The 24,378-nt window shown below is 37.1% G+C and carries 23 protein-coding genes and 1 tRNA gene; 11 read left to right on the top strand and 13 right to left on the bottom strand.

What is annotated here, in order from left to right:
• Nucleotides 1-14 precede the first annotated feature (14 nt).
• Nucleotides 15-2,054 carry an excinuclease ABC subunit UvrB gene (gene uvrB, locus FIT70_RS03425; RefSeq protein ID WP_139867648.1) on the bottom strand — a complete coding sequence of 680 codons (2,040 nt, stop codon included), beginning with the start codon at nucleotides 2,052-2,054 and terminating at the stop codon, nucleotides 15-17.
• 208 nt (nucleotides 2,055-2,262) lie between these two features.
• Between uvrB and FIT70_RS03420 the strand changes: the two genes are divergently transcribed.
• From FIT70_RS03420 to FIT70_RS03410, 3 genes are all read left to right on the top strand, one after another.
• Nucleotides 2,263-3,201 carry a trypsin-like peptidase domain-containing protein gene (locus FIT70_RS03420; RefSeq protein ID WP_223257754.1) on the top strand — a complete coding sequence of 313 codons (939 nt, stop codon included), beginning with the start codon at nucleotides 2,263-2,265 and terminating at the stop codon, nucleotides 3,199-3,201.
• A 73-nt stretch (nucleotides 3,202-3,274) separates the two neighbouring features.
• Entirely contained in the window at nucleotides 3,275-4,480 is a 1,206-nt protein-coding gene (locus tag FIT70_RS03415) for a pyridoxal phosphate-dependent aminotransferase (RefSeq protein ID WP_139930631.1), read from the top strand.
• Nucleotides 4,481-4,562: 82 nt separating this feature from the next.
• Nucleotides 4,563-4,638 (top strand) — tRNA-Asn (locus tag FIT70_RS03410).
• Nucleotides 4,639-4,668: 30 nt separating this feature from the next.
• Here the strand turns inward: FIT70_RS03410 and FIT70_RS03405 are convergent.
• The gene (locus FIT70_RS03405; RefSeq protein WP_139930629.1) at nucleotides 4,669-5,406 is read right to left on the bottom strand and encodes a glycosyltransferase family 2 protein; all 738 of its coding nucleotides are present in this window, start codon (nucleotides 5,404-5,406) and stop codon (nucleotides 4,669-4,671) included.
• A 103-nt stretch (nucleotides 5,407-5,509) separates the two neighbouring features.
• On the opposite strand from FIT70_RS03405, the gene mqo reads away from it, so the two are divergent.
• Nucleotides 5,510-6,985, top strand: a complete 1,476-nt coding sequence (gene mqo, locus FIT70_RS03400) for a malate dehydrogenase (quinone) (protein ID WP_223257753.1) — start codon at nucleotides 5,510-5,512, stop codon at nucleotides 6,983-6,985.
• Here the strand turns inward: mqo and rlmB are convergent.
• The 10 genes from rlmB to FIT70_RS03350 form a co-directional block, all read right to left on the bottom strand.
• Nucleotides 6,975-7,721: a 23S rRNA (guanosine(2251)-2'-O)-methyltransferase RlmB gene (rlmB, locus tag FIT70_RS03395; protein ID WP_139867640.1), complete on the bottom strand. Its 747-nt coding sequence runs from the start codon at nucleotides 7,719-7,721 to the stop codon at nucleotides 6,975-6,977. The genes mqo and rlmB overlap by 11 nt on opposite strands.
• 1 nt (nucleotide 7,722) lies before the next feature.
• On the bottom strand, nucleotides 7,723-10,041 hold the full coding sequence (gene rnr / locus FIT70_RS03390) for a ribonuclease R (RefSeq protein WP_139930627.1): 2,319 nt from the start codon (nucleotides 10,039-10,041) through the stop codon (nucleotides 7,723-7,725).
• 44 nt (nucleotides 10,042-10,085) lie between these two features.
• A complete protein-coding gene (locus tag FIT70_RS03385) occupies nucleotides 10,086-10,619 on the bottom strand; it encodes a hypoxanthine-guanine phosphoribosyltransferase (RefSeq protein WP_139874506.1) in 534 nt (177 codons plus the stop codon).
• Between the two features lie 16 nt (nucleotides 10,620-10,635).
• The gene (galU, locus tag FIT70_RS03380; RefSeq protein WP_139928488.1) at nucleotides 10,636-11,502 is read right to left on the bottom strand and encodes a UTP--glucose-1-phosphate uridylyltransferase GalU; all 867 of its coding nucleotides are present in this window, start codon (nucleotides 11,500-11,502) and stop codon (nucleotides 10,636-10,638) included.
• An 85-nt stretch (nucleotides 11,503-11,587) separates the two neighbouring features.
• Entirely contained in the window at nucleotides 11,588-12,037 is a 450-nt protein-coding gene (locus tag FIT70_RS03375) for a molybdenum cofactor biosynthesis protein MoaE (protein ID WP_139930625.1), read from the bottom strand.
• 2 nt (nucleotides 12,038-12,039) lie between these two features.
• On the bottom strand, nucleotides 12,040-12,297 hold the full coding sequence (moaD, locus tag FIT70_RS03370; protein WP_139871464.1) for a molybdopterin converting factor subunit 1: 258 nt from the start codon (nucleotides 12,295-12,297) through the stop codon (nucleotides 12,040-12,042).
• The gene (locus tag FIT70_RS03365) at nucleotides 12,287-13,468 is read right to left on the bottom strand and encodes a DNA recombination protein RmuC (RefSeq protein ID WP_139877243.1); all 1,182 of its coding nucleotides are present in this window, start codon (nucleotides 13,466-13,468) and stop codon (nucleotides 12,287-12,289) included. Before FIT70_RS03365 ends, moaD begins: the two co-directional genes overlap by 11 nt.
• Before the next feature lie 48 nt (nucleotides 13,469-13,516).
• On the bottom strand, nucleotides 13,517-14,098 hold the full coding sequence (locus FIT70_RS03360) for an IMPACT family protein (RefSeq protein WP_139930623.1): 582 nt from the start codon (nucleotides 14,096-14,098) through the stop codon (nucleotides 13,517-13,519).
• A gap of 4 nt (nucleotides 14,099-14,102) precedes the next feature.
• Nucleotides 14,103-15,758, bottom strand: a complete 1,656-nt coding sequence (locus FIT70_RS03355) for a formate--tetrahydrofolate ligase (protein ID WP_139930621.1) — start codon at nucleotides 15,756-15,758, stop codon at nucleotides 14,103-14,105.
• Between the two features lie 11 nt (nucleotides 15,759-15,769).
• Entirely contained in the window at nucleotides 15,770-16,702 is a 933-nt protein-coding gene (locus tag FIT70_RS03350; RefSeq protein WP_139930619.1) for a CysB family HTH-type transcriptional regulator, read from the bottom strand.
• Between the two features lie 125 nt (nucleotides 16,703-16,827).
• Here FIT70_RS03350 and FIT70_RS03345 point away from each other — a divergent pair, with 125 nt between their 5' ends.
• The 7 genes from FIT70_RS03345 (at nucleotide 16,828) to fdxA (ending at nucleotide 23,181) form a co-directional block, all read left to right on the top strand.
• Nucleotides 16,828-17,598, top strand: coding sequence for a sulfite exporter TauE/SafE family protein (locus tag FIT70_RS03345; protein ID WP_139930617.1), 771 nt, complete (start codon nucleotides 16,828-16,830; stop codon nucleotides 17,596-17,598).
• Nucleotides 17,599-17,613: 15 nt separating this feature from the next.
• A complete protein-coding gene (locus tag FIT70_RS03340; protein ID WP_139884359.1) occupies nucleotides 17,614-19,263 on the top strand; it encodes a nitrite/sulfite reductase in 1,650 nt (549 codons plus the stop codon).
• Nucleotides 19,256-19,864 carry a DUF934 domain-containing protein gene (locus FIT70_RS03335; protein ID WP_223257752.1) on the top strand — a complete coding sequence of 203 codons (609 nt, stop codon included), beginning with the start codon at nucleotides 19,256-19,258 and terminating at the stop codon, nucleotides 19,862-19,864. The genes FIT70_RS03340 and FIT70_RS03335 overlap by 8 nt, the downstream gene beginning before the upstream one ends.
• Nucleotides 19,861-20,607: a phosphoadenylyl-sulfate reductase gene (locus FIT70_RS03330; RefSeq protein WP_139930613.1), complete on the top strand. Its 747-nt coding sequence runs from the start codon at nucleotides 19,861-19,863 to the stop codon at nucleotides 20,605-20,607. Before FIT70_RS03335 ends, FIT70_RS03330 begins: the two co-directional genes overlap by 4 nt.
• Before the next feature lies 1 nt (nucleotide 20,608).
• The gene (gene cysD, locus FIT70_RS03325) at nucleotides 20,609-21,517 is read left to right on the top strand and encodes a sulfate adenylyltransferase subunit CysD (RefSeq protein ID WP_139867611.1); all 909 of its coding nucleotides are present in this window, start codon (nucleotides 20,609-20,611) and stop codon (nucleotides 21,515-21,517) included.
• A 1-nt stretch (nucleotide 21,518) separates the two neighbouring features.
• Nucleotides 21,519-22,796, top strand: coding sequence for a sulfate adenylyltransferase subunit 1 (locus tag FIT70_RS03320; RefSeq protein WP_223257751.1), 1,278 nt, complete (start codon nucleotides 21,519-21,521; stop codon nucleotides 22,794-22,796).
• Nucleotides 22,797-22,857: 61 nt separating this feature from the next.
• Nucleotides 22,858-23,181, top strand: coding sequence for a ferredoxin FdxA (gene fdxA, locus FIT70_RS03315; RefSeq protein WP_139870292.1), 324 nt, complete (start codon nucleotides 22,858-22,860; stop codon nucleotides 23,179-23,181).
• Here fdxA and FIT70_RS03310 read toward each other — a convergent pair.
• Nucleotides 23,178-24,353, bottom strand: a complete 1,176-nt coding sequence (locus FIT70_RS03310; protein WP_223257750.1) for a multidrug effflux MFS transporter — start codon at nucleotides 24,351-24,353, stop codon at nucleotides 23,178-23,180. The two genes, fdxA and FIT70_RS03310, sit on opposite strands and share 4 nt — an antisense overlap.
• Between the last annotated feature and the right edge of the window lie 25 nt (nucleotides 24,354-24,378).

Below are 24,378 nucleotides of genomic sequence, written 5' to 3'. Positions count from 1 at the left end.
TAAATCAATGGTTTTTAAAGGTCAATTCGGTCCTTAAGCCCTGCCCCATAAAGCCTTTCTTTAAGGAATTTGGCCTCATCTCGAAGTTGAGCCGCTTTTTCGAACTCCAAATTACGAGCCGCCGTTTGCATGCCCTTTTCAATTTTTTGGATTTCTTTGGCCATCTGCTTTTCATTAAGATGGTCATAGCGAGCCTCTTCTTTCTTGAGAGCTCGATTAAAGTCCACTTCTTCTTTATCAAAAGTACCTTCAATAATGTCTTTAATTTTTTTAATCACCCCCACTGGCGTAATGCCATTCTCGAGGTTAAATGCAATTTGCTTAGTGCGTCTTCGATTAGTTTCATCGATTGCAATCTTCATGCTTCGCGTGATCTTATTAGCATAAAAAATCACTTGTCCATTGAGATTCCGGGCTGCTCTCCCAGCTGTTTGTATAAGCGAACGTTCGGATCTTAAAAATCCTTCTTTGTCAGCATCTAAGACAGCAACTAATGAAACTTCAGGAATATCTAAGCCCTCTCTTAATAAATTAATACCTACGACAACATCAAACTTACCCAATCTTAAGTCACGGATAATTTCAACACGTTCAACGGTATCAATATCGGAATGAAGATAACGCACTTTTATTTGGTGTTCAGATAAATAATCAGTCAAATCTTCAGCCATACGTTTAGTTAAAGTAGTCGCCAATACCCTTTCATTTTTAACAACACGGAGATTAATCTCACTCAACAAATCGTCCACTTGGGTATCTGCCGGTTTCACAGTAATTTCCGGGTCAATAAGTCCAGTAGGCCTTGCGACCTGTTCTACAATTTGCTCTGTATGGGCGGCCTCATAATCGGCTGGCGTTGCAGATACAAAAATACATTGCCGCATTGTTTTTTCAAACTCTTCAAACTTTAAAGGTCGATTATCCAAGGCTGAAGGCAATCTAAAACCATACTCCACTAAATTTTCTTTTCTTGCGCGATCTCCTTTATACATGCCGCCTACCTGAGGGACAGTGACATGGCTTTCATCAATAATCATTAAAGCATCTTTAGGTAAATACTCAATTAAAGTTGGGGGTGGGTCGCCTGGATTTCTTCCTGACAAATGTCTCGAATAATTTTCAATGCCCTTGCAAAAACCTATTTCATTTAACATCTCAATATCAAAACGAGTCCGCTGTTCAATCCTTTGTGCTTCAACTAATTTATTTGCCTTAACAAAGTAATCAGAGCGCTCTCTCAATTCATTTTTAATTTTTTCGATAGCTCTAACTACCGTGTCTCGAGGGGTAACATAATGACTTGATGGATACACAGTAAAATGACTTACCTTTTTATACATTTGTCCTGTTAGAGGATCAAATAGCGTAATAGATTCAATGAGGTCATCAAACAAAGTGACTCTAATTGCGGTTTCTGAGTTTTCAGCGGGGAATATATCAATCGTATCGCCTCTAACTCTAAAAGCTCCACGTGAAAAATCAAAATCATTGCGATCATATTGCATGGAAACTAACCGTAAAATAATATTACGTTGTAACAATTTTTCGCCCTGTACCAGTTGCATGACCATACCCTGATAATCGACAGGATCCCCAATGCCATAGATTGCCGAAACTGTAGCTACAATAATACTGTCGTCACGCTCAAGAAGTGCTTTAGTCGCGGATAGCCGCATCTGCTCGATATGTTCGTTAATACTCGAGTCTTTTTCAATAAAAAGATCTCGTGCAGGGACATAAGCTTCTGGTTGGTAATAATCGTAATAAGATACAAAATATTCCACTGCATTTTGTGGGAAAAACTCTCTAAATTCTGAGTAAAGTTGTGCTGCTAAAGTTTTATTAGGGGCCATGACAATGGCAGGCTTACCTATTCTTGCAATGACATTTGCAATCGTAAATGTTTTACCTGAGCCTGTAACACCTAAAAGCGTTTGAAATTTCTTTCCATCTACAATGCCTTTTGTTAAAAGATCAATGGCTTGAGGCTGATCGCCTGCAGGGGAGAATGGTTGAAATAACTGATATGGGCTATTTGGAAATGAAAGTAACAAGATAGTGATATTCTACTTTTAAAAAAGATTTAGAAAAGAAAATATGTGCAAAACTAATAAGAACTTTTAATGGAGCACCCAGTCAAGTAAATATTATACTTTTTAGAAACTTTATCTTATGTACCCATTATTTAAATTTATATCCCTTGTACTCGTAAGTATCTTTCTTTACTCCGGAAATGCATGGTCATTAAATAAAGATCAATTAATGAGTTCGTTTTTTAGTGTTGTTATGATTAGAGGATATAACGATGCAGGTGGTCTGGCTTATGGATCCGGTGTTGTTGTAGGCGACAATCAAGTGATAACTAACTGTCATGTTTTAAGAAAAACAAAACAGCCCTGGGTATCCCAAGGTGAAGAGACGTATTCAGTGACAGCAGTAAAAGCTGATCATTGGCATGATTTATGTTTAGTTACAACTTTTGGCATGGCAACTAAACCCGTCCTGATAGGTAAAAGTACTGACCTAAAAAAAGGTCAAGGAGTCATAGCTATCGGACATTCTAATGGAGCTCCTGCCCCCTTAACTTCAGCAGGCGTTGTGAAATCGACCTACGATCTTGATCAAGGTAAAATTATTTTAAGTACAGCGCAATTCAGAATGGGCGCTTCTGGAAGTGGGTTATTTGATACCGAAGGAAGGCTAATCGGCATCAACACCTTTAAAACTTCTGGACGAAACTCTTTTTACTATGCCCTGCCGATTGAATGGCTCAATGCACTCAAGAACAAACCCAATGAAACTTCATTTCCAGTTGTCGGAAAAGCTTTATGGGAAGAAGAAGAGGACAAAAAACCACTCTTCCTTCAAATAGCTATTCCAACCATTAAAGAAGACTGGAAAAAATTACTTGATATATCTTTAGAATGGACAAAAAAAGAAAATAATAATGCTGAAGCCTGGTTTGAACTTGGTTTAGCAAATGAACGTCTTAAGGATCTTAATGCAGCTGAAACAGCATATCGCCGATCCATCATGTTAGATGACCAAAATACAGATGCACTTTTGAGGTTAGGATTTATTGCCAAATCTAAAGACGATAAGAAGGAAATTAAGGCAATTCAAGAAAAAATTTCTAAAATTAATCCTGACCTACTTGAAGATTATTATAAGCTCGTTGGATGCTCTAAGACTTGCGAATAGATTAAAAGTCTATTTCAACTCAAGTTCTTTTTGCGTAAAATAAGGGCATTGATTAATCATCCCTGGATTAAAATTGTCAGCCATCAAATTATCTGAATGTGTCAGACGTATCAAAGAATCTCCAACGCTTGCTATTACGGCAAAAGCTGCGCGCTATAAATCAGAAGGCAAGGATATTATTGGACTTGCCGCTGGCGAACCTGATTTTGATACACCCCAACACATTAAAGACGCAGCAAAAAAAGCAATCGACAATGGTTTCACGAAATACACGCCAGTTTCAGGCATTCCTTCTTTAAAAAAAGCAATTATTGAAAAATTTAAACGTGACAATAATCTCGAATATGGTCTTAATGAAGTTATTGTTGGCGTGGGTGGTAAGCAATGTGTTTTTAATTTTTGTCTTGCAGTTTTAAATTCAGGTGATGAAGTTATTATTCCAGCACCTTACTGGGTATCTTATGCTGATATTGCTTTAGTTTCTGATGCTAAACCGATCATTATTGAATGTGGCATTGAACAAAAATTTAAAATGACCGCATCACAACTTGAAAAAGTAATTACACCGAAAACAAAATTAGTAATTTTAAATTCACCTTCAAATCCAACAGGTGCTGTTTATTCAAAAGAAGAATTGACATCACTTGCTGACGTTCTTATTAAACACCCTAATATTTTAATTGGCACTGATGATATGTACGAACATGTCAAATTAAAAGATATGCCCTTTTATAACATTCTAAATGTAAACCCAGCATTAAAAGATCGATGTGTAGTTATGAATGGTGTATCTAAAGCATATTCGATGACTGGATGGCGAATAGGTTATGCAGCAGGGCCAAGTTATATTATTAAAGCCATGGAAATACTTCAATCACAATCGACTTCTAATCCTACCTCAATTTCCCAAGTTGCTGCCGAAGCTGCTCTTTCAGGAGATCAGGCCTGCATGGATCCTATGATTAAAGCCTTTAGAGAAAGACACGCTTATGTTGTAAAAAGCTTTAATGAAATCCCTGGCTTATCATGCATAGAAGCTGAAGGCGCATTCTATGCTTTCCCTGATGCAAGAAAAGCCATCGAACATTTGTTTAATCAAAAGGTTTTAAAAGAAAAAACAGATCTTGCTTTAGCTGACTACTTACTAGAAAAAGAAGGTGTTGCAGTAGTTCCTGGATCTGCATTTGGTTCGGATGGTTATTTCAGAATTTCATTTGCAACTTCCATGGAAAATCTAATAGAGGCAATGAAACGCATCAAACGTGCCCTCTCTGTTTAAATGAGGGGTCAATTCAAGTATAATTTACAGCTTGTTTAAGTTGACCTTACAGCAATAACTGTTTTATGATCACGTTCTCAATTCCTCGATAGCTCAGCTGGTAGAGCAACGGACTGTTAATCCGTGTGTCCCTGGTTCGAGCCCAGGTCGAGGAGCCAAATTCAAAGAGCCCATGCATATGGGCTTTTTTATTTTAAATAGATAAGTTTGATATAGCGATAATAAGTGCCTTCTGCTACAGAGATTGCAAGCATTAAGCCCTCGCGACCGTCTAAAAAACCAAACCTTACAATATAGGTTCGAATAAAAGCCCATAAAGCATGAAGAATTGCTTTTTTAAGGCTGCCTTTTTTGCCTTTGCTTTTAAGATCTTTGGCGCCCAAGCTTGAATAGACATTGATCTTTTTTAATACCGTCTCAAAATCTCTGTATGAATAATGAATTAAAGGCTGCAGTAAATGCCCTATTTCATATTTACTTTCAAGATGTTCATGCACATGATGCTCTGAGAATTTAGCGCTGCCTTTTTTAAAAAGTCTTTTTGTCCTATCTGGCTGCCAACCTGAGTGCTTTATAAATCTTGAAACAAATAAGGAGCGTCTAGGAACATCGTAAACATTGAAGTCTGGTCGATTAATCACTTTTAAAATTTCTTGTTTGAGCGCGGGCGAAATTCTTTCGTCAGCATCCAAAGAAAAAATCCATTCATGCTTAGCTAATTGAATGGCCATATTTTTATGTTGGCCATAACCTTTCCATGGCCTATTAAAAACTTTAGCGCCTAATTTCTTTGCAAGAGGCACGGTATTATCAGAACTACCTGAATCTAAAACAATAACTTCATTAGCGAAACTTGCACTTTTAATGCATTCAGCAATATTTTCAGATTCATTCTTTGCAATGATAATGACGGAAAGTTTAGGCATTAATTTAGTGACTAATGGTTAATTTAAAGGTAAATTATTTCGATAGATTATAACAACTTATAAAATCAAAAAAATAAAATTAAGGAAATTAGGTTGGTAGATAGTGAACATTAAAAAAGATGTCGTTTGTATTGGCGGTGGAATCATGAGCGTCACACTAGCCAGATTACTTCAAGAGTTAGATTCTGATATAGATATTACCATTTACGAGAAGCTGGCTTCTTGCGCCCTAGAAAGCTCTCAATCGATCAATAACGCAGGAACTGGTCATGCTGGCTTCTGTGAACTTAATTACACCCCTATGAATAGGCAACAAAATATAAATGTAGATAGGGCATTAAAGATTAACAAAGAATTTGAAGTGTCACTTGAGTTTTGGAGTTTTTTAACTAGGAAATATAAAAGCTTTAAGCCTAAATCCTTTATTACCCAAGTACCTCACATAAGCTATGTTAAAGGTGAAAAGAATATATCTTTTTTAAAGAGAAGATATGAAGCCTTAAGCAAAACTCCCCTATTCAAAGACATGCAATTCTCTCGAAACAAAGAAACAATTAAAGAATGGGCGCCCCTCATAGCTGAAGACTTAAAAGATGATATTGCGATGACAAGAATAAATTACGGAAGTGATGTTGATTTTGAATCACTTAGTCATCAAATGTTAAAAATTTTATCGACAAATAAAAAGTTTTCAATTCATGTAAACCATGAAATTAAATCTATATCACAGGCTGATGATAAAACTTGGGATATAAAAATTTACTGCGCGAAGAGCAAAAAAGTAATTTCAGTAAATGCAAAATTTATTTTTATTGGCGCCGGCGGATCCACCATTCATTTACTTCAAAAAAGTAATATTAAAAATCAAATTGGCTATGCAGGGTTTCCGGTGAATGGAGAATGGTTAATATGTAAGAAATCTTCTATTACAAAAAAACATTTTTCTAAAATTTATGGCATAGCAGGTCCTAAAGCGCCTCCGATGTCGGCACCTCATTTAGATTTAAGGATTATTAATGGTAAAAGGCAACTTATGTTTGGCCCATTTGCAAGTTTCACATTTAAATTTTTAAAAACGGGCTCGTATTTCGATTTATTGAAATCGATTCGCATCCAAAACATTTTGCCAATGCTACATGTATTTATTTGCAATTTAAATCTTCTAACTTATCTTATTAAAGAGTCAGGCAGCTCCTACAAAGATAAAATGAATGCATTGAAAGAGTTTTATCCTTTAGCTAATGAAAAAGATTGGAAGCTAGCATCAGCTGGTAAGAGAGTTCAAATCATCAAGCCTTACAAAAAAATTGGTGGCAAATTAGAATTTGGAACAGAAGTGGTTTGGTCAGACGACTCATCACTCGCCGCACTTTTGGGCGCCTCTCCTGGAGCCTCCACATCTGTTTTCTCAATGTTGAATGTGATTGAGAAAAGCTTTAAGGGAAGAATAAATTCCAAGATATGGAAGGATAAAATTGAAAAGATGGTGCCATCATATAATCAAGACTTGAGTAAGCAGCCATCTTTATTTAATAAAACTCGACGATCTACTTACAAAACACTGGGATTTAAGATTTAAAACGCTGTCGTCTAATTTCTGATAAGACAATTCCACTAGCAACACTCACATTTAAACTTTCAACAGCCCCTAGCATAGGTATTTTAATTAATAAATCACATACATCACGAGTGAGTCTTCTAAGGCCGCTACCTTCTGAACCTAATACGACAGCAATGGGTCCGCTTAAATTTGATTGGTAAAGAGATTCGGCCCCATCTTCTGCTGTTCCAACCACAAGCACGCCCTGCTCTTTAAGCTGACGAATAGTCCTCGCTAAATTTGTCACCACGATAAAAGGTACTGATTCAGCAGCGCCTGAAGCGACTTTTCTCACAGTAGCATTTAACCCTACCGCTCGATCTTTAGGTGCTATAACAGCATGGACACCCATACCATCTGCAACGCGTAAACATGCTCCTAAATTATGAGGATCTTCAACACCGTCTAGTATGAGAAAAAAAGCGGGCTCTTTGAGGTCACCCTCTAAAATATCTTCTACCGTTTTATAAGGAATTACTAAAGGAATAATTTTTGCTACTACACCCTGGTGTTTGGCTTGTGAAGCAATGCCGTCTAATCTTGCTCGATCAACCATGAGTATACGAATATTATTTTCTTTAGCTAACTCAACAATTTCTTTAGCTCTTGGATCGTTACGATCGCTATCCAAATAGATTTCTTGAATGCTTCTTGAAGATTGTCTTAATTGACTGATAATAGGATGAAACCCAAAAATAATCTGGCTTTGAGACATGTTATTTAGCTCTTATTCTCTTTTTACTTCTTGGTGAACCAGATACCTTTGAACCACTTTTATGTTTTCCAGGATGGGCTTTCTTTTTATGTGCTACTTTCTCTTTAAAGAAATTTTTTGGCTTTCTATCTTTTAATGAAGACTTTTGAACTTCTTGATGGCTTTCAAGGCTAAAGTCAATTTTGCTAAGCTCTAAATCCACACGCACTAATTTTACTTTTAAGCGATCTCCTAAGCGATAAATGACGTGAGATCTTTCACCAACCATTGCGTGCCTTGCTTTGTCATAAGTAAAATAATCGTTACCTAACTCTGTCACATGCAACAAACCTTCAATATAAATATCGTCAATAGAAACAAATAAACCAAAACTTGTTACACCTGCAACAGTACCTTCGTATATCTCACCAATTTTATCCTGCATGTAATAACACTTAAGCCATGCTGAAACATCTCGCGTAGCATCATCAGCTCTTCTTTCTGTCATAGAGCAATGTTGGCCTAAGACATGCCAATTTGAGGCAGGCATTTTCTTCTTTTCTAAAGTAGCTTTAATCGCACGATGAATTAAAAGATCAGGGTATCGACGTATCGGAGAAGTAAAATGTGCATATGCCTCATAAGCCAAACCAAAGTGACCAATATTGTCTGGGCTATAAACAGCCTGTTGCATTGACCTTAATAAAACCGTTTGCAATAAATGTTCATCTGGTCGACCTTTAATTTTTTCAATTAAAGCAGCGTAATCCTTAATGCTCGGCTTATCTCCACCAGTTAACATAAATCCAAATTCAGCTAAAAATATTTGCAAATTTTCTAAACGCTCTTCAGTTGGGCCTTCATGAATTCTATAAAGCGCTGGATGTTCTTGTTCAATTAAGAAATTAGCTGCACACACATTGGCCGCTAACATGCACTCCTCAATAAGACGATGTGCTTCATTTCGGATCACAGGCTCAATACGATCAATTTTTCCTTGATCATTGAAAATCATAATGGTTTCAGAGGAATCAAATTCAATAGCGCCTCTTATATGTCTTTGCTTGGTGAGTATTCTATATACTGACTCAAGATTTTTAATGTGCGGGATAATCGATTTATATTTTTCTGTTAGCTCAGGTGATGTTTCTTTCAATAGCGCACTTACGTCTGTATAAGTCATACGTGCTTTTGACTCCATAACAGACGGATAAAATTTATAAGAAAGAACTTTTCCGTGCTGGTCAATAAGCATGTCACAAATCATGCATAATCGATCGACATGTGGATTAAGTGAGCAAAGGCCATTTGATAGTGCCTCCGGCAACATTGGAATGACTCTTCTTGGAAAATAAACCGAATTACCTCTATCAAAAGCTTCTTTGTCTAGAGCATTATCAGGTTGTACATAAAAACTTACATCAGCAATAGCGACAACTAAACGCCAATTTTTATCGACACTTTCTGCATAAACTGCATCATCAAAATCTCTTGCAGTTTCTCCGTCAATAGTAATAAGAGGTAAATCACGCAAATCAACTCTTCCCTTAAAATCATTTTCGGATACTTTTTTAGAAAAAGATTCCGCAATGCGAACTGTCTCTTCTGAAAAATTGTAAGGAAGTTGATGTTTTCTTAAGGCAATTTCAATTTCCATGCCGCTGTCTGCATAATTACCAAGGATTTGAATTACCTTGCCCATAGGTCTGGATTTAAATGAAGGCTGAGCAGTAATTTCAATAACAACAATTTGACCCGGTTTAGCGCCCATATCAAGATGATAGGGAATGAGGAAGTCTTGATTAATTCTCTTATCTTCAGCAGCAACGATAGTAACGCCTTGCCCTTGCACTACCCTGCCTACTAAAGTCTCATTCTTTCTTTCAAGAATCTCAATCACTTTACCTTCAGGACGACCTTTTCTATCTTGTCCTATGGTTTGAACCATAACGCGATCGTTATGAAGGACTTGCATCATTTCTCTAGAAGACAAGAAAATATCATCGCCTCCTTGGTCTGGAATAAGGAAGCCAAATCCATCTGCATGGCCTTGTATGCGTCCTGGAATAAGATTTAACTTTTCAGAAATACAAAAATCGTCTTTTCGATTTCGCATAATCTGGCCTTGTCTTTCCATGGCTCTAATACGCTTATTAAATGCTTCGGATTCGTCATCAGCAATTTCAAGTAATTCATTCAGCTTTGAAATTGAAAGAGGAACGCCCTGATCAGCCATTATCTTTAATATTAATTCTCGACTAGGGAGAGGTTTTTCATAAAACATAGCCTCACGTTCTTTTTGAGGATCATCTTGTCTTATAGATTTATTTTTTTTACTCATATGTGTGTCATTGTGACATTAAATTAAGAAAACATAAGATGCTTTTAATCCAAAGCATACAAATGTGGAAGATTTCGACCCAAACCCTTGCAATCTAAGCCGTATCCGAATACAAAACGATTAGGCACTTTAAGGCCTATAAAATTTGGAGAGTAAGATTTTTCTTTTGCTATCTCTTTATCAAATAACACAGCGGTATAGACAGCCTTAGCTTTCATTGCTTCGCATGTAGCAACAATTTCTCTAAGTGTAATGCCTTGATCCAAGATATCGTCAAGAATCAAAACCGTCTTCCCTTCAATTTCTTTAGGCGGCCTTACGAGCCAATCAATGGATCCACCAGTCAGAGAATCTGCATAACGCGTTGCATGAATGTAGCTATATTGAACATTCTTTTCTAGCCGAGGTAAAAGTTGTCCTGCAAAAATTAATGCGCCATTCATTACACATAAAACATAAAGATCATCAGTTTTAATTGTTTGATTGGCTTGATCTGCAATATTCTGAATTACAGTTTTTATTTCAATTTCTGAATAGATGACAGAAGATTTACTAATTAATGTTTGGATGGTATCCATCAATTAATAAACTGAATCATGATACTGATTTTAGAAATGCTATGAATTCTTTTCCTATTTCTGGATGTTTTTTTGAAAATTCAATATTGGCCTTCATGAAGCCCAATTTATCACCGCAATCATAACGCTTACCTTCAAATAGATATGCGAAGATAGTTTGCTGATCAAGTAGCATTTGAATAGCGTCAGTGAGCTGGATTTCTCCACCCTTCCCAGGTTTAATTTTTTCTAGACAATCGAAAATTTCTGGATTAAATACATAGCGACCAATGACACCTAATGTAGATGGTGCATCTATTGGCTGGGGTTTTTCTACAATTGAATTAATTTTGTATAAATTATTATTGGAACCCCCTACATCGACGATGCCATATTGCACCGTTTTTTCTTTAGGGATATCTTCAATCGCAATAACTGATGATTGTTCTTTTTGGTGTTGCATGATTAATTGTTTTAAAACAGGCGTATTAGCATCAGTTAAATCATCAGCCAATAAAACAGCAAATGGCTCATCGTTAATAATGGTTTTTGCTTGAAGAACAGCATGACCCAAACCTAAGGGTTCTGATTGTCTGGTATAGATACATTTCACATGAGAAGGAATGATGGATCGAATAGATTCCAAGAGAAGATTTTTATTGGAAGCGATTAGACTAGCTTCAAGCTCAACATTCTTATCAAAATGATCTTCGATAGATCTTTTGTTTCGACCCGTGACAAAAATAAGTTCAGTAATGCCTGATTGAATTGCCTCTTCTACCGCATATTGAATTAAAGGTTTATCAACAACTGGAAGCATCTCTTTTGGATTGGCTTTCGTGGCAGGTAAAAAACGCGTACCGAGACCGGCTACCGGAAATACAGCTTTTTTTATAGCTTTCATAGGGATAAAATCACTTTCATAGGCGTTTATTATTTAATACTTAACTTTAGTTTAAATATATAAGTACATGTATTTATTAAAAAATTTAACTCCACTTATTCTTTTCTTCGTCATCTAACTTTTTAGCTTCCACCCAGTATGATTTTTGGTTGGTAATCTCTTTTTTCCAAAAAGGAGCATCTGTTTTTAAAAAATCGATAATAAAATGACAAGCCTCAAAGGCCTCTTTTCGGTGTTTTGAAAATACAATAATACCAACAATGGGCTCACCGACTTTTAACCTGCCATATCGATGCACAATATAAATATCATCTAAATTCCATCGCTGAAATGCTAACAGCTCAATATCTAATAATGCTTTTTCAGTCATTCCAGGATAGTGTTCCAACTCAAGTATGTCCAACTTATCCTGATTTAGATCAAAATCTCTTACATACCCTTCAAAGGTAACTGAAGCACCACTATTATGTAGTTTTTTTAGTTTTTGGGCGATGATTTGTAAATCAAATAAACCTTCTTGAACATGGACAGCCATAATCAACCGCCCGTGATAGGCGGAAAAAAGGCAACTTCATCATTGGCTCTTATCGCATGATCATCTTCAACTATTTCCTGATTAACCGCCATTCTGATTGATGAAAGCTCATTAAAGGTAGTATGCCAAGCGCTGCCCCTACTTTTTAAAAACCCCACCAAGTCAGCAACTGTTTGAATGCTACCTGCAAGATCTATTTCTTCCCGATCAACCCCTAGGGCCTCTCTCACTTTTGCAAAATAAAATAACTTAACTCTCATCTTTATTTTGCTCTTCTTGTTGTGTATAAATTTCTTCTTCAAATTCTAATAAAGCGTTCGGATCATCTTTCAACTCAACACGTTCAATTTGCGAAAAACGTCTAGATATTTTTTGGCTTGTGACATGAACATCTTGAGCGTGCTCGTGCGCCTGCCTAATGTTGTCAGCTAATTTTTTCATACGCACATCAAATCGTTCAAACTCTTGCCCAAGTCTTCCAAGTTCAGCTTTAATAATATGGACTTGTTTACGTGTTTCAACATCTTTTAATACGGCTCTTGCAGTATTGAGAACAGCCATAAGTGTGGTAGGTGATACGAGCCATACTCTTTGACTCATCGCCTCTTCTATCAAATCAGAATGGTAAGCATGAATCTCTGCAAAAACTGCTTCAGCAGGAATAAACATGACTGCGCCATCCGACGTTTCATTGGAAATGATATATTTACTCGCGATATCGTGAATGTGTTTTTTGATATCAAGCTTAAACTGCTTTTGCGCATTTTTAATTTCATCTGGTGGCAAGCTGGTATCCAACATTTTTCTGTAGCTTTCCAATGGAAATTTAGAATCAATAGCGACACTGCCTGTTGGCTCTGGTAAAAATAGAACACAATCCGCTCGATTGCCATTCGATAATGTATGCTGCATTGAGAATGCATCAGGTGGTAACGCATTACGAACAAGACCTTCGAGTTGGACTTCTCCAAATGCGCCTCTAGATTTTTTATCTCCCAATAACTCCTGAAAGCTCACAATGTTGGTGGTGAGGCCATCGATCTTTTTTTGTGCCTCATCTATCGTAGAGAGCTGTTTCATGACGCGATCGAACGTATCGTTAGTTTTCTTAAACCCTTCTTCCAAACTTTCTTTAACCTTGCTATCGATGTCTTGCAACCTCATATTAAGCAAATTTTTCAATTGGTTCGTCGCGTTATCCATGGTGTCACGAATAATCTCACCTTGTATCTTGCCTTGTTCAGCAAGGGCTAAGTTAAGGCGATCGGTCAATTTATTTAAACTATCGTTTAAACCGACAATCATTTCTCGGTGTTTTTCTTCAAGAGCTTTTAGCATAATAGCTTCAGGTGATTGACTTTGAAAACGCCATAATAGATAACCTGCTAAACCGCACAAAAGAATAAGAAGCACAAAAATAAAATTAAGCATAACTTGATTATAACGGATGTTTTTTAGGGGGTTTTATTATCTAACATATTAAAAACGATTCATTTCTGTCATGGGAAAACGCTCTTTTAATTTACCAAGCTGCGTTTCGGGTAGCTTCACCAAAAGGCTCACTTTTTCGTCAAACCCTTTATCTAGAATGCTCCCATTCATTGAATGTATAACATGAATATAGTTATCTAACTCATTGTAATTTATATTTAATTTTAATTTAATATATTCGACATAAGCCTCAATAGTTGAATGTGCTAGAGCAAGCTTGCCGGTACCTCCATAAGCTCTTGTAAGGCCACCTGTACCCAAATTAATGCCGCCATAATAACGAATGACGCCAATACCGCCGCCTATAATTTGATGTGCATCGATTAATTGCAAGAGAGGTTTTCCAGCAGTACCTGAAGGCTCACCTGCATCGGAATAATAAGGCTCAAATCCATGTTCTGTTTTGAGTTGATAGGCAAAAGCTAAATGACTTGCATGTGGATGTTCTTTGGCAATGGATTGTAAAGTACGCAAAATATCCTGTTTTGTTTCACCTATAAAGGTGTATCCAATAAACCTAGACTTTTGAATAGTTTGTTCTTGGGTTGAAATACTTTTAAAACAATTCATCCCCTCAATTTAGCCCTTCAAGAAGACCCTTTGAGTTTAATTGTATTTTTTCACTTGCAGGTCTTTTGGGAAGTCCTGGCATGGTCATAAGATCACCGCAAATCGCAACTACAAAACCCGCACCTCTTGCTAATCTTAATTCTCTTATCATAAGCGTGTGGTTTTCAGGCGCGCCACATTCCTTAGGATCGCTTGAGAATGAATAAGGTGTTTTAGCAATACAGACAGGTAAATTTGCATAGTTTTTTTCAAGTGATAACAGTTTATTTAAAGCACTATCGGAAAACTGCACTTCTTTCGCACGATATATTTTTAAAGCAATGGTGGTAATTTTGTCTTTTAAGCTCAAATCATCTTCATATAAGAATTTAAATGTTTTAGGTTTGCTTAACTGACCCAAAACAGCGTTAGCTAAATCTTTAGCACCTTTAGCGCCGTCCGACCAATGCGAACAAAGGATTGCTTTGAATCCCAACTTATCTACTGCGCTTTGAAGCCATGTCATTTCTTTTTCTGTATCAGAACTAAATTGATTGATTGAAACAATGACATCTAGTCCAAAATGTTCTGAGCAATTTTCAATGTGACGCTTTAAGTTATTAAAACCAAGTTCGAGTGCTTTTAGATTTTCTTGATTTAATTCAGAAACACCTATGCCTCCATGAAATTTAAGTGCACGAATGGTAGCCACTAAAACAATAATATCGGGCTTAATACCCGACTGCCTACATTTGATATCTATGAACTTTTCAGCGCCTAAGTCTGCACCAAAGCCCGCTTCTGTAACTACGTAATCAGCTAACTTCAATGCCGTTTTTGTGGCGATGACTGAGTTACATCCATGTGCAATGTTAGCAAATGGGCCGCCATGAATAAAAGCGGGTGTTCCATGCAATGTCTGAACCAGATTGGGTTGAAATGCATCTTTTAAAAGTGCTGTCATAGCCCCTTGCGCTTTTAAATCTTTAGCATAAACGGATGTTGAATCTACTCTTTTGGCTACTTCAATTTCTCCCAATCGATTTTGAAGGTCCTCCAATGATTCTGCTAAACAAAAAATGGCCATGACTTCGCTTGCGACTGTAATATCGAAACCTGTATCTCGATGATTTTGACCAAGCTTTAATTCGACATGTCTTAGAGCGCGATCATTCATATCAAGACATCGCTTAAAAGAAATTTGATTGATATCAATATTGAGTTCATTGCCGTGATGAATATGATTATCAATTAGAGCTGCCAAAAGATTATTAGCAGATGTGATGGCATGAAAATCACCTGTGAAATGTAAATTAATTTTATCCATAGGGGCTACTTGCGCATAACCGCCACCCGTGGCGCCCCCCTTCATCCCAAAGACCGGGCCTAAAGAAGGTTCACGAAGACATGCAGCTGATTTTTTACCGATTGAAAAAAGTGCGTCAGCCAAACCAATCGTTGTGGTTGTTTTTCCTTCGCCTGCAGGTGTGGGACTCATTGCCGTCACTAAAATTAATTTAGATGTCTTGTACTCTTTTAAAGTGTTTGTGAAAGAAGGCTTTAATTTAGCCTGATACGGGCCATAGAAAAATAAGTCGTCTATTTTGATATCAAGTGATTTGACTATCTCATCGATCGATTTTAATTGTGCTGCTTGATTAATTTCTACATCAGAGTTCATAAGGGCTTAAATTAAATATTTTCCTGTTCTAATATAAGTTTCTTAACAACTTGTTTTGGATACTCCGGTATAAACATTTCAATAAAATCATACATAAAACCTCTTAAAAATACATCACGTCTAATACCTAAATAGGTTGTACTTGTAGGAAATAAATGACTCACATCAATACTGACTAGACCTTGGTCTCTTTTAGAGTCGTAAGCCATTTGTGCAATTAATCCTATACCTAAACCCAGGTTTACATATGTTTTAATCACGTCAGCATCAATCGCTGTAAGGACAATGTTGGGGGTTAAGCCTGCATCATGAAAAACTTTTGACACAATCGTGCTTCCTGTAAATGCATAGTCATAAGTAATGATAGGGTAAGTGGCAAGTTTAGCGAGCGTAACTGTTTTTTCTTTGGCAAGTGGGTGTTTTGCTGGCATCACTAAACAACGATTCCACGTGTAACAAGGCAAACAAAATAATTTATCATTATGGCTTATGGACTCAGTAGCAATGCCAATATCAGCCTCGCCTTTCACAACCTGATCAGTCACTTGTGTCGGGTTTCCTTGGTGAATATTAAGTTTTACATCAGGATATTTACTCATAAAAGCCTGAACAACACTTGGAAGCTTATATCGCGCTTGCGTATGCGTCGTTGCTATAGTCAACACACCGAGGCTTGATTGACTGAATTCTTCGCTGACTTGTTTAATGCTTTTGATTTCTCGTATGACTTCATTGATACGTTGATAAACATGTTGTCCAGGTTCGCTAAGCCCTACTAAACGCTTTCCATGTCTTATGAAAATATGAAGGCCAACCTCTTCTTCTAAAAGCTGGATTTGTTTGCTTACCCCTGGTTGAGATGTGTGTAATGCCTCGGCGGCTTTAGAAATACTAAAACCATTTTTGACCACCTCATGAATACAGCGCAACTGTTGGAGTTTCATGCCTTAATCCCATATAACTAAAAGATATAAAGGTACAATATTATATTATTATTTTATAATATCAAAACTTGCTATAGTGACGTCCACTTTAACACCAAAAAGTTAATGTTTTAAAAAGGGCAATAATGGATATTGGGTTTATATTTTCTGGATTTATAGTTGGTCTATTAGTCGGTCTTACAGGCGTAGGCGGCGGATCCCTCATGACCCCTATCCTCGTGTTATTTTTCCACATCAAACCAGCGCTTGCTGTAGGCACTGATCTTCTTTATGCATCAGTGACTAAATCTGTTGGTATTTTTGCGCATGGAAAACTAGGTAATATTGACTGGAAAATTGTCAAAAGACTTATGGTAGGTAGCATCCCCGCTTCCATTCTCACGACATATTATTTAAGACAAATTGATGTGGCATCTACAGGGGCTGTCGATATCATCAAATTTTATTTAGGTATTGCGCTATTACTTACTTCAATTGCTGTGATCTTTAGGCCTTATCTCATTGAAAAATCAAAAGTCACTCTTTTGAAAACGGATAGTGCCATCGAGATAGCAACCATTATTCTAGGATTAATCTTAGGTGGCTTAGTAACTTTAACTTCGGTCGGCGCAGGTGCACTTGGTGTCACAGCTTTATTGCTTATCTACCCTAAGATTGGCATTACAAAAATTGTTGGAACCGACATTGCACATGCGGTACCATTGACCCTTGTTGCTGGGATAGGCCATGCAAGTTTAGGCACCGTCGATTACTCACTTCTAGGCGTCCTTTTAATTGGTTCAATTCCAGGCATTTATATAGGCAGTCATTTAAGTTCTAAAGTCAGCGAGCAATCTGTTCGCTATGTATTGGCTTTGATCTTAATTTATGTTGGCCAGAAACTTATTTTTCATTAAGCATTAAAAAAAATTATGTATCAGTACGATAATATCGATCAAACCATAGTCAATGAACGCGTTGCACAATTCCGCGATCAAACATCACGTTATTTAAGCGGTAAGCTTACCGATGATGAATTTAGACCACTTCGTCTACAGAATGGTCTATACATTCAACGTCACGCACCTATGCTTCGTATTGCAGTTCCTTACGGTCTTTTATCTTCAAAACAATTACGTAAATTGGCAGACATATCAGATCAGTTTGATCGAGGTTACGGTCATTTTAGTACCAGACAAAATCTTCAGCTCAATTGGCCCAAATTAGAAGAAACGCCTGATATTTTAGAAGAGCTTTCTAAAGTTGAAATGCATGCTATTCAAACATCAGGCAATTGTATTCGCAACATCACTACTGACCAATTTGCAGGTGTGGCACCTGACGAAATTATTGATCCAAGAGCAATTGCTGAAATCTTAAGACAATGGAGTACCTTCCATCCAGAATTTTCATTATTACCGCGTAAATTTAAAATTGCAGTGTCAGGGAGTCAACAAGATCGTGCGATTGTGCAAGCTCACGATATTGGGCTTGAATTTTATTATGATAAAGATCAAAAGATGGCCATTCGTGTATGGGTGGGTGGAGGCTTAGGTAGAACGCCTATTCTTGGATCTATTATCCGTGAACATCTTGAATGGGAGCATGTGCTCACTTATTGCGAAGCTATTATTCGTGTCTATAACCTTCATGGACGTCGCGATAATATCTATAAAGCACGCATTAAAATTTTAGCGAAGGCTTTAGGTATTGAAGAATTTAAAAAACAAGTGGAAGCCGAATGGCACCATTTAAAAAATTCACCAAATACCATTGATGAATCTGAATTAAAACGCATTGCAAAATTTTTTACAGCAATGCCTTATGAAAAATTAAATGATCAAGATGATACTTATGATGAAGCTATTCAAAATAATAAAGCTTTTGCATCATGGGCGAAAAGATCCGTTCATCTTCACAAACAAAAAGGTTATCGAGCTATTACCTTGTCCCTAAAACCGCACGGCTTAGCTCCAGGTGATGCGACGTCAGACCAAATGAGAATTGTGGCTGAACTTGCAGAGCAATATAGCTTTGGTGAGCTACGTGTATCGCACGAACAAAACCTCATTTTGGCGGATGTTAAATTACAAGATATTTTTAAGGTTTGGGAAAAAGCAAAAGCACATCAATTAGCTACGCCTAATATAGGTTTATTAACAGATATTATCTGTTGCCCTGGTGGGGACTTCTGTTCGCTTGCTAATGCGAAAAGTATTCCAATTGCAACTTCTATTCAAGAAGCTTTTGATAATCTTGACTACCTTCATGATATTGGAGAGTTGGAACTTAATATCTCAGGCTGTATGAATGCATGTGGACATCATCATATTGGCCATATCGGCGTATTAGGGGTTGATAAAGACGGTTCTGAATGGTACCAGGTCACTATTGGTGGCAAACAAGGCAATGATGCAAGCTTAGGTTCTGTGATAGGCCCTTCTTTTGCTGCCGAAGAAATGCCTGGCGTAATTAAAAAACTTATTGATGTTTATATTAAACATCGCAACCCTGAAGAAAGATTTATAGACACTGTAAGACGCTTAGGTGTGAATCCTTTTAAAGAGCATGTGTATGCTTAATTCTCAGCTTATTCTCAATCAGTCCATTGTAGAAGATGAATGGACATTTGTAAGCTTGCCAAGTGGTAATGAAGAAGTAAAAAAACAAGCGGGTAAAGTAGTGTTATTTAAATTAACTGGTGAATCACTCCCTACCGACTTACAAATCAGTGAAACGGTCATCCCGCAAACTGGAAAAATTATTTTGCCATTAAGTGTATATCTAAAAAATCGTGATGCATTGCAGATAAGAGTTAAAAATAAAGAAATTGCATTGTGGGTAGCGACACATGAAACCTTAGATGCGTTATTACTTCTAGAAAAAGACATTAATGTATTTCCACTGATTGCTGTATTTGTGGAACGATTTCAAGATGGTCGCATATTTACATTAGGCAATTTACTGCGCTCACGTTATCACTTTAAAAATATATTAAGAGCTTTTGGTGATGTCTTACAAGATCAATTGTTTTACCTAAAACGTTCAGGATTTGATAGCTACCTGATTAAAGCTGGCAAAGATGCCAATGAGGCATTAAAAGCCCTTCAGTCATTTAGTGATCCATATCAGGGGGCTGTCGATATTAAAGAGCCTATCTGGAAAAGGAAGGTGCGTTCATGAGTATCCAACCTATAAAGCCCCAGAAAAAACATATCGATAAAATCGATATCAATGATGCACTTATTAAAACGATTAAAGAAAAATCAGAAAAAGTCATTTCACTTATTCAAAAGAATATTGAAAAACATAACTCTGTCACCTTTGCAAATAGTTTGGGGGCTGAAGACATGGTGCTTGTTGATCTCATCCAAAAAAATAAACTTAATGTTGAGATATTTTCTATTGACACAGGAAGGCTGCCATCTGAAACGTATAATTTAATTCAAATGGTAGAAGACAAGTATCAATTCAAAATTAAACTTTATTTCCCTAACCAAGAAAAAGTAGAAAACTATGTCAATACAAATGGCATCAATGCTTTTTATAATTCCTTAGACTTAAGGAAGTCGTGTTGTGGTATTCGAAAAGTTGAACCCCTAAATCGCGCTTTAAAAGATAAAAAAGCTTGGATCACAGGTATGAGACAAGAGCAATCTCAAACAAGACAAACGCTTCAAGAAGAAGAATTTGATGAAGCACATCAGTCTCAAAAACTGAATCCATTAAGCGCTTGGAGTGAGCTAGAGGTTTGGGCTTATATTAAACACTATGAAGTGCCTTATAACGCACTTCATGATCATTTTTATCCAAGCATCGGTTGCGCACCGTGCACGAGGGCTATCTCTGAAGGAGAAGATGTAAGAGCTGGGCGCTGGTGGTGGGAAGATCCTCAAAATAAAGAATGTGGACTACACGTAAAATAATATGACAACACTTTCAAATTTAACGCATCTTGATTGGCTTGAGTCTGAAGCTATTCATATCTTAAGAGAAGTCGCTGGTCAATGCAGCAATCCAGTACTTCTTTTCTCAGGCGGCAAAGACTCACTTTGTCTCTTAAGGTTAGCAGAAAAAGCATTCAGACCAGGGCGCTTTCCTTTTCCCCTGCTTCATATTGATACAGGTCACAATTATGATGAAGTGATTCAGTTTAGAGATCTTCGTGCCAAAGAACTTAATGAAAGATTAATTGTGCGTTCTCTCGAAGATTCGATGAAGCGCGGAACAGTGGTTTTAAAATCAGCAGATGAGCCACGCAATAAACATCAATCAGTCACACTTTTAGAAGCTATAGCAGAATTTGAATTTGATTGTTGTATTGGTGGAGCAAGACGTGATGAAGAAAAAGCGCGCGCTAAAGAAAGGATCATGAGCTTTAGGGATGAATTTGGTCAATGGGATCCGAAAAACCAAAGGCCTGAGTTATGGAATCTCTACAACGCAAGAGTTCATAAGGGTGAAAATATTCGTGCCTTCCCTATTTCCAATTGGACTGAAATGGATGTTTGGCAATATATTGAACGAGAAAAATTAGGTTTACCTAGCATCTACTTCGCGCATAAGCGTCCCATTGTAAGACGTGGCGGTGCCATTGTTCCCATTACACCCCTTACGCCCAAAAAAGATAATGAAGTCGTTGAAGAAATTATGGTGCGCTATAGAACAGTCGGAGATATTACTTGCACAGCCCCAGTTGAAAGTGTGGCTGATAGTGTGGAGAAAATTATTATTGAAACCGCGAGTACAACTATCACAGAACGTGGTGCAACAAGATTGGATGATCAAACTTCAGATGCGTCCATGGAACAACGTAAAAAAGAAGGTTACTTCTAAAATGTCACAAGAAAATATTCAAGATAGCTTATTACGTTTTATGACATGCGGAAGTGTTGATGATGGCAAAAGTACACTCATCGGACGACTTCTTTTTGATACTAAAACCATTCTTACAGATACACTCACTCAAATTGAAAAAACCTCTAAAAAAAGAGGTATGACAGCCGTTGATTTATCTTTGATTACTGACGGACTTCAAGCAGAACGTGAGCAAGGTATCACGATCGATGTTGCGTATAGATACTTTAGTACAGGTACACGTAAATATATTATTGCGGATGCTCCAGGCCATGAACAATACACACGCAATATGGTAACTGCAGCTTCTACCGCTCATTTAGCTATTATTCTCATTGATGCAAGAAAAGGCGTACTCACTCAAACAAGACGTCACTCATTTTTAGCAAAACTAGTTGGTATTCCTCATATTGTTGTCGCAATTAATAAAATGGACTTAATCGATTACGATGAAAGTAAGTACAAAGCAATTTGCGAAAGTTATAAAGCTTTTGCAAAGGAAATTAAACTATCAGAAAATCGTACTATTGAATTTGTCCCTATGTCAGCGCTTAATGGAGACATGCTTGTAGATCGCGGCGAATCTATAAACTGGTACAAAGGCCCTACACTTCTTGATGTTTTAGAAAAAACAACCGCAGATTATGCTGGCAAAGATAAGAGCTTTAGGTTCCCCGTGCAATTCGTTTGCCGTCCACATGCTTCCGATAATCTTGACCTCCACGACTTTAGAGGATTTATGGGTCGAGTGGAATCTGGATCTATTGCTGTTGGGGACGAAATTACAGTGCTGCCTTCCCAATACAAATCAAAAATTAAATCAATTCAATTGGGTGATACAGAACTTAAAAAGGCGATCTCCGAACAATCTGTGACCATTCTTCTGGAAGATGAAATTGATATTTCACGTGGTGACATGATTATCAAGTCAGATGATGCTATAGAGCCTACAAAAAATATTAATGCGATGGTGTGTTGGCTATCTGAGACACCTATGGCTTCATCGAGAACTTATTTAATTCGTCATACCTCTCGAGAATCCAAAGCGAAATTAGATAAAATCGATTTTAAAGTGAATATCGAAACACTGGCTCACGAAGCTATTTCAAATTTAAGTATGAATGATATTGCTCAAGTGACATTTAAATTGGCGCAACCTATTATGGCCGACCCCTATCAAAATAATAGATCCACAGGGTCTTTTATCATTATTGATGAGTCCACTTACCATACGGTAGGTGCCGGTATGATTGCATAATTATTGGATCAAGAAAAAAAATAGATTAAAATAACAATATTGAAGAGATAAAAGGACAGATATGACCTACGTGGTAACCGAAAATTGTATTAAATGTAAATATACCGACTGTGTGGACGTCTGCCCTGTCGATTGTTTTGTTGAAGGCCCTAATTTCTTAGCTATTAACCCAGATGAATGTATTGACTGCACATTATGTGTGGCTGAATGTCCTGCTGAAGCTATATTTGCAGAAGATGATGTGCCAGCAGATCAGCAAGATTTTATCAAGATCAATGCAGACATGTCTAAAATTTGGCCTGTGATTTCCTCAAGAAAAGAACCGCTTCCTGATGCAGATTCTTTTAACGGAAAACCAAATAAAAGAAGTTTATTGGATAATTAACTTAGTGATTTTGTTTGAGAAATTACTAAAATACTAATAATAAAATATCCAAACATACCAATAGACAAGCCAAGAGGTGAAAACCAAAGAATAGGAACTATCAGACCTGCTGATACTGTTGAAAGCAGCATTTGAATGAAAGCTTGTCCTGAGGAAGCTGTGCCCCGTATCTTTTCAAAACGATCAAGCGCTGCAATCGATAGTACTGGCATCACAAGCGACATTCCTATGTTATAGAGAGCCACGAAACCAATATTAATTAATAAGTTCGTTTCAAAGAAGGTACAAAAAAGCACATTAAGAGAGGCTATAAGACCCATCCATATGTAGGCAATTTGAATTGTTTTTTTATGAGATAAATTTCCGGCAGCTTTTTTTGATAAGTAAGAGCCAAAAATCATGCCTGACACAGTGGGTATAAATAAATACGCGAATTGTGTCGAACTCAAGCCTAAGTGGTCAACAATAAATATCGGGCTTGATAAAACATACAAAAAGAATCCTGAAAAATTTGCGCCTAGTGCAATGACAAGCAGCAAAAATTCTTTATCTGAAAAAATAGTTTTATATCGATGTGTGACTGCTGAGAATGAAAAAGAAACGCGTTTTGATTCTGGCATTGTTTCAGGTAAATATTTAATTGCAGCAATTAATGAAATAGTCGCATAGATTGCCAAGAATATAAAAATACTATGCCAATGAATACCTAATAGAAGGCCGCCAATCATAGGTGCTACTGCAGGCGCAATACCAAATAACATTTGTATAGTTGCCATAACACGTTGAGCTTCGGGGCCCTGAAATAAATCACGCACCATAGCGCGAGCAACCACATTACCTGCTCCTCCCCCTATGCCTTGCAAAATTCGACCCAGCCATAATATTTCTACACTCGTTGCAAATGCAGCACAGAGAGAACCTACTATAAAAATACCTAAGCCAATTTTGATTGTATCAATACGACCAATCGCATCAGAAATAGCACCATGAAATAAAGTCATCAATGCATAAGGAAATAAATAAAAGGTAAGGCTTTGCTGAATAGCGTGAGGGTTTGTCTCTAAATCATTAGTCATCACATGAAATGCAGGCAAATAAGTATCAATAGCAAATGGCGCTAATGCAGCCAAGCTAGCCAATACAAAAACACGCACCATATGAGATGAGTTCATAGTTTTAGATTATAGAGGAAAGATG

It is taken from the genome of Candidatus Methylopumilus universalis, assembly GCF_006364435.1.
Lineage (GTDB): Bacteria > Pseudomonadota > Gammaproteobacteria > Burkholderiales > Methylophilaceae > Methylopumilus > Methylopumilus universalis.
The sequence above is the reverse complement of the archived record's forward strand: the minus strand, read 5'-3'. Positions and strand labels throughout refer to the sequence as shown.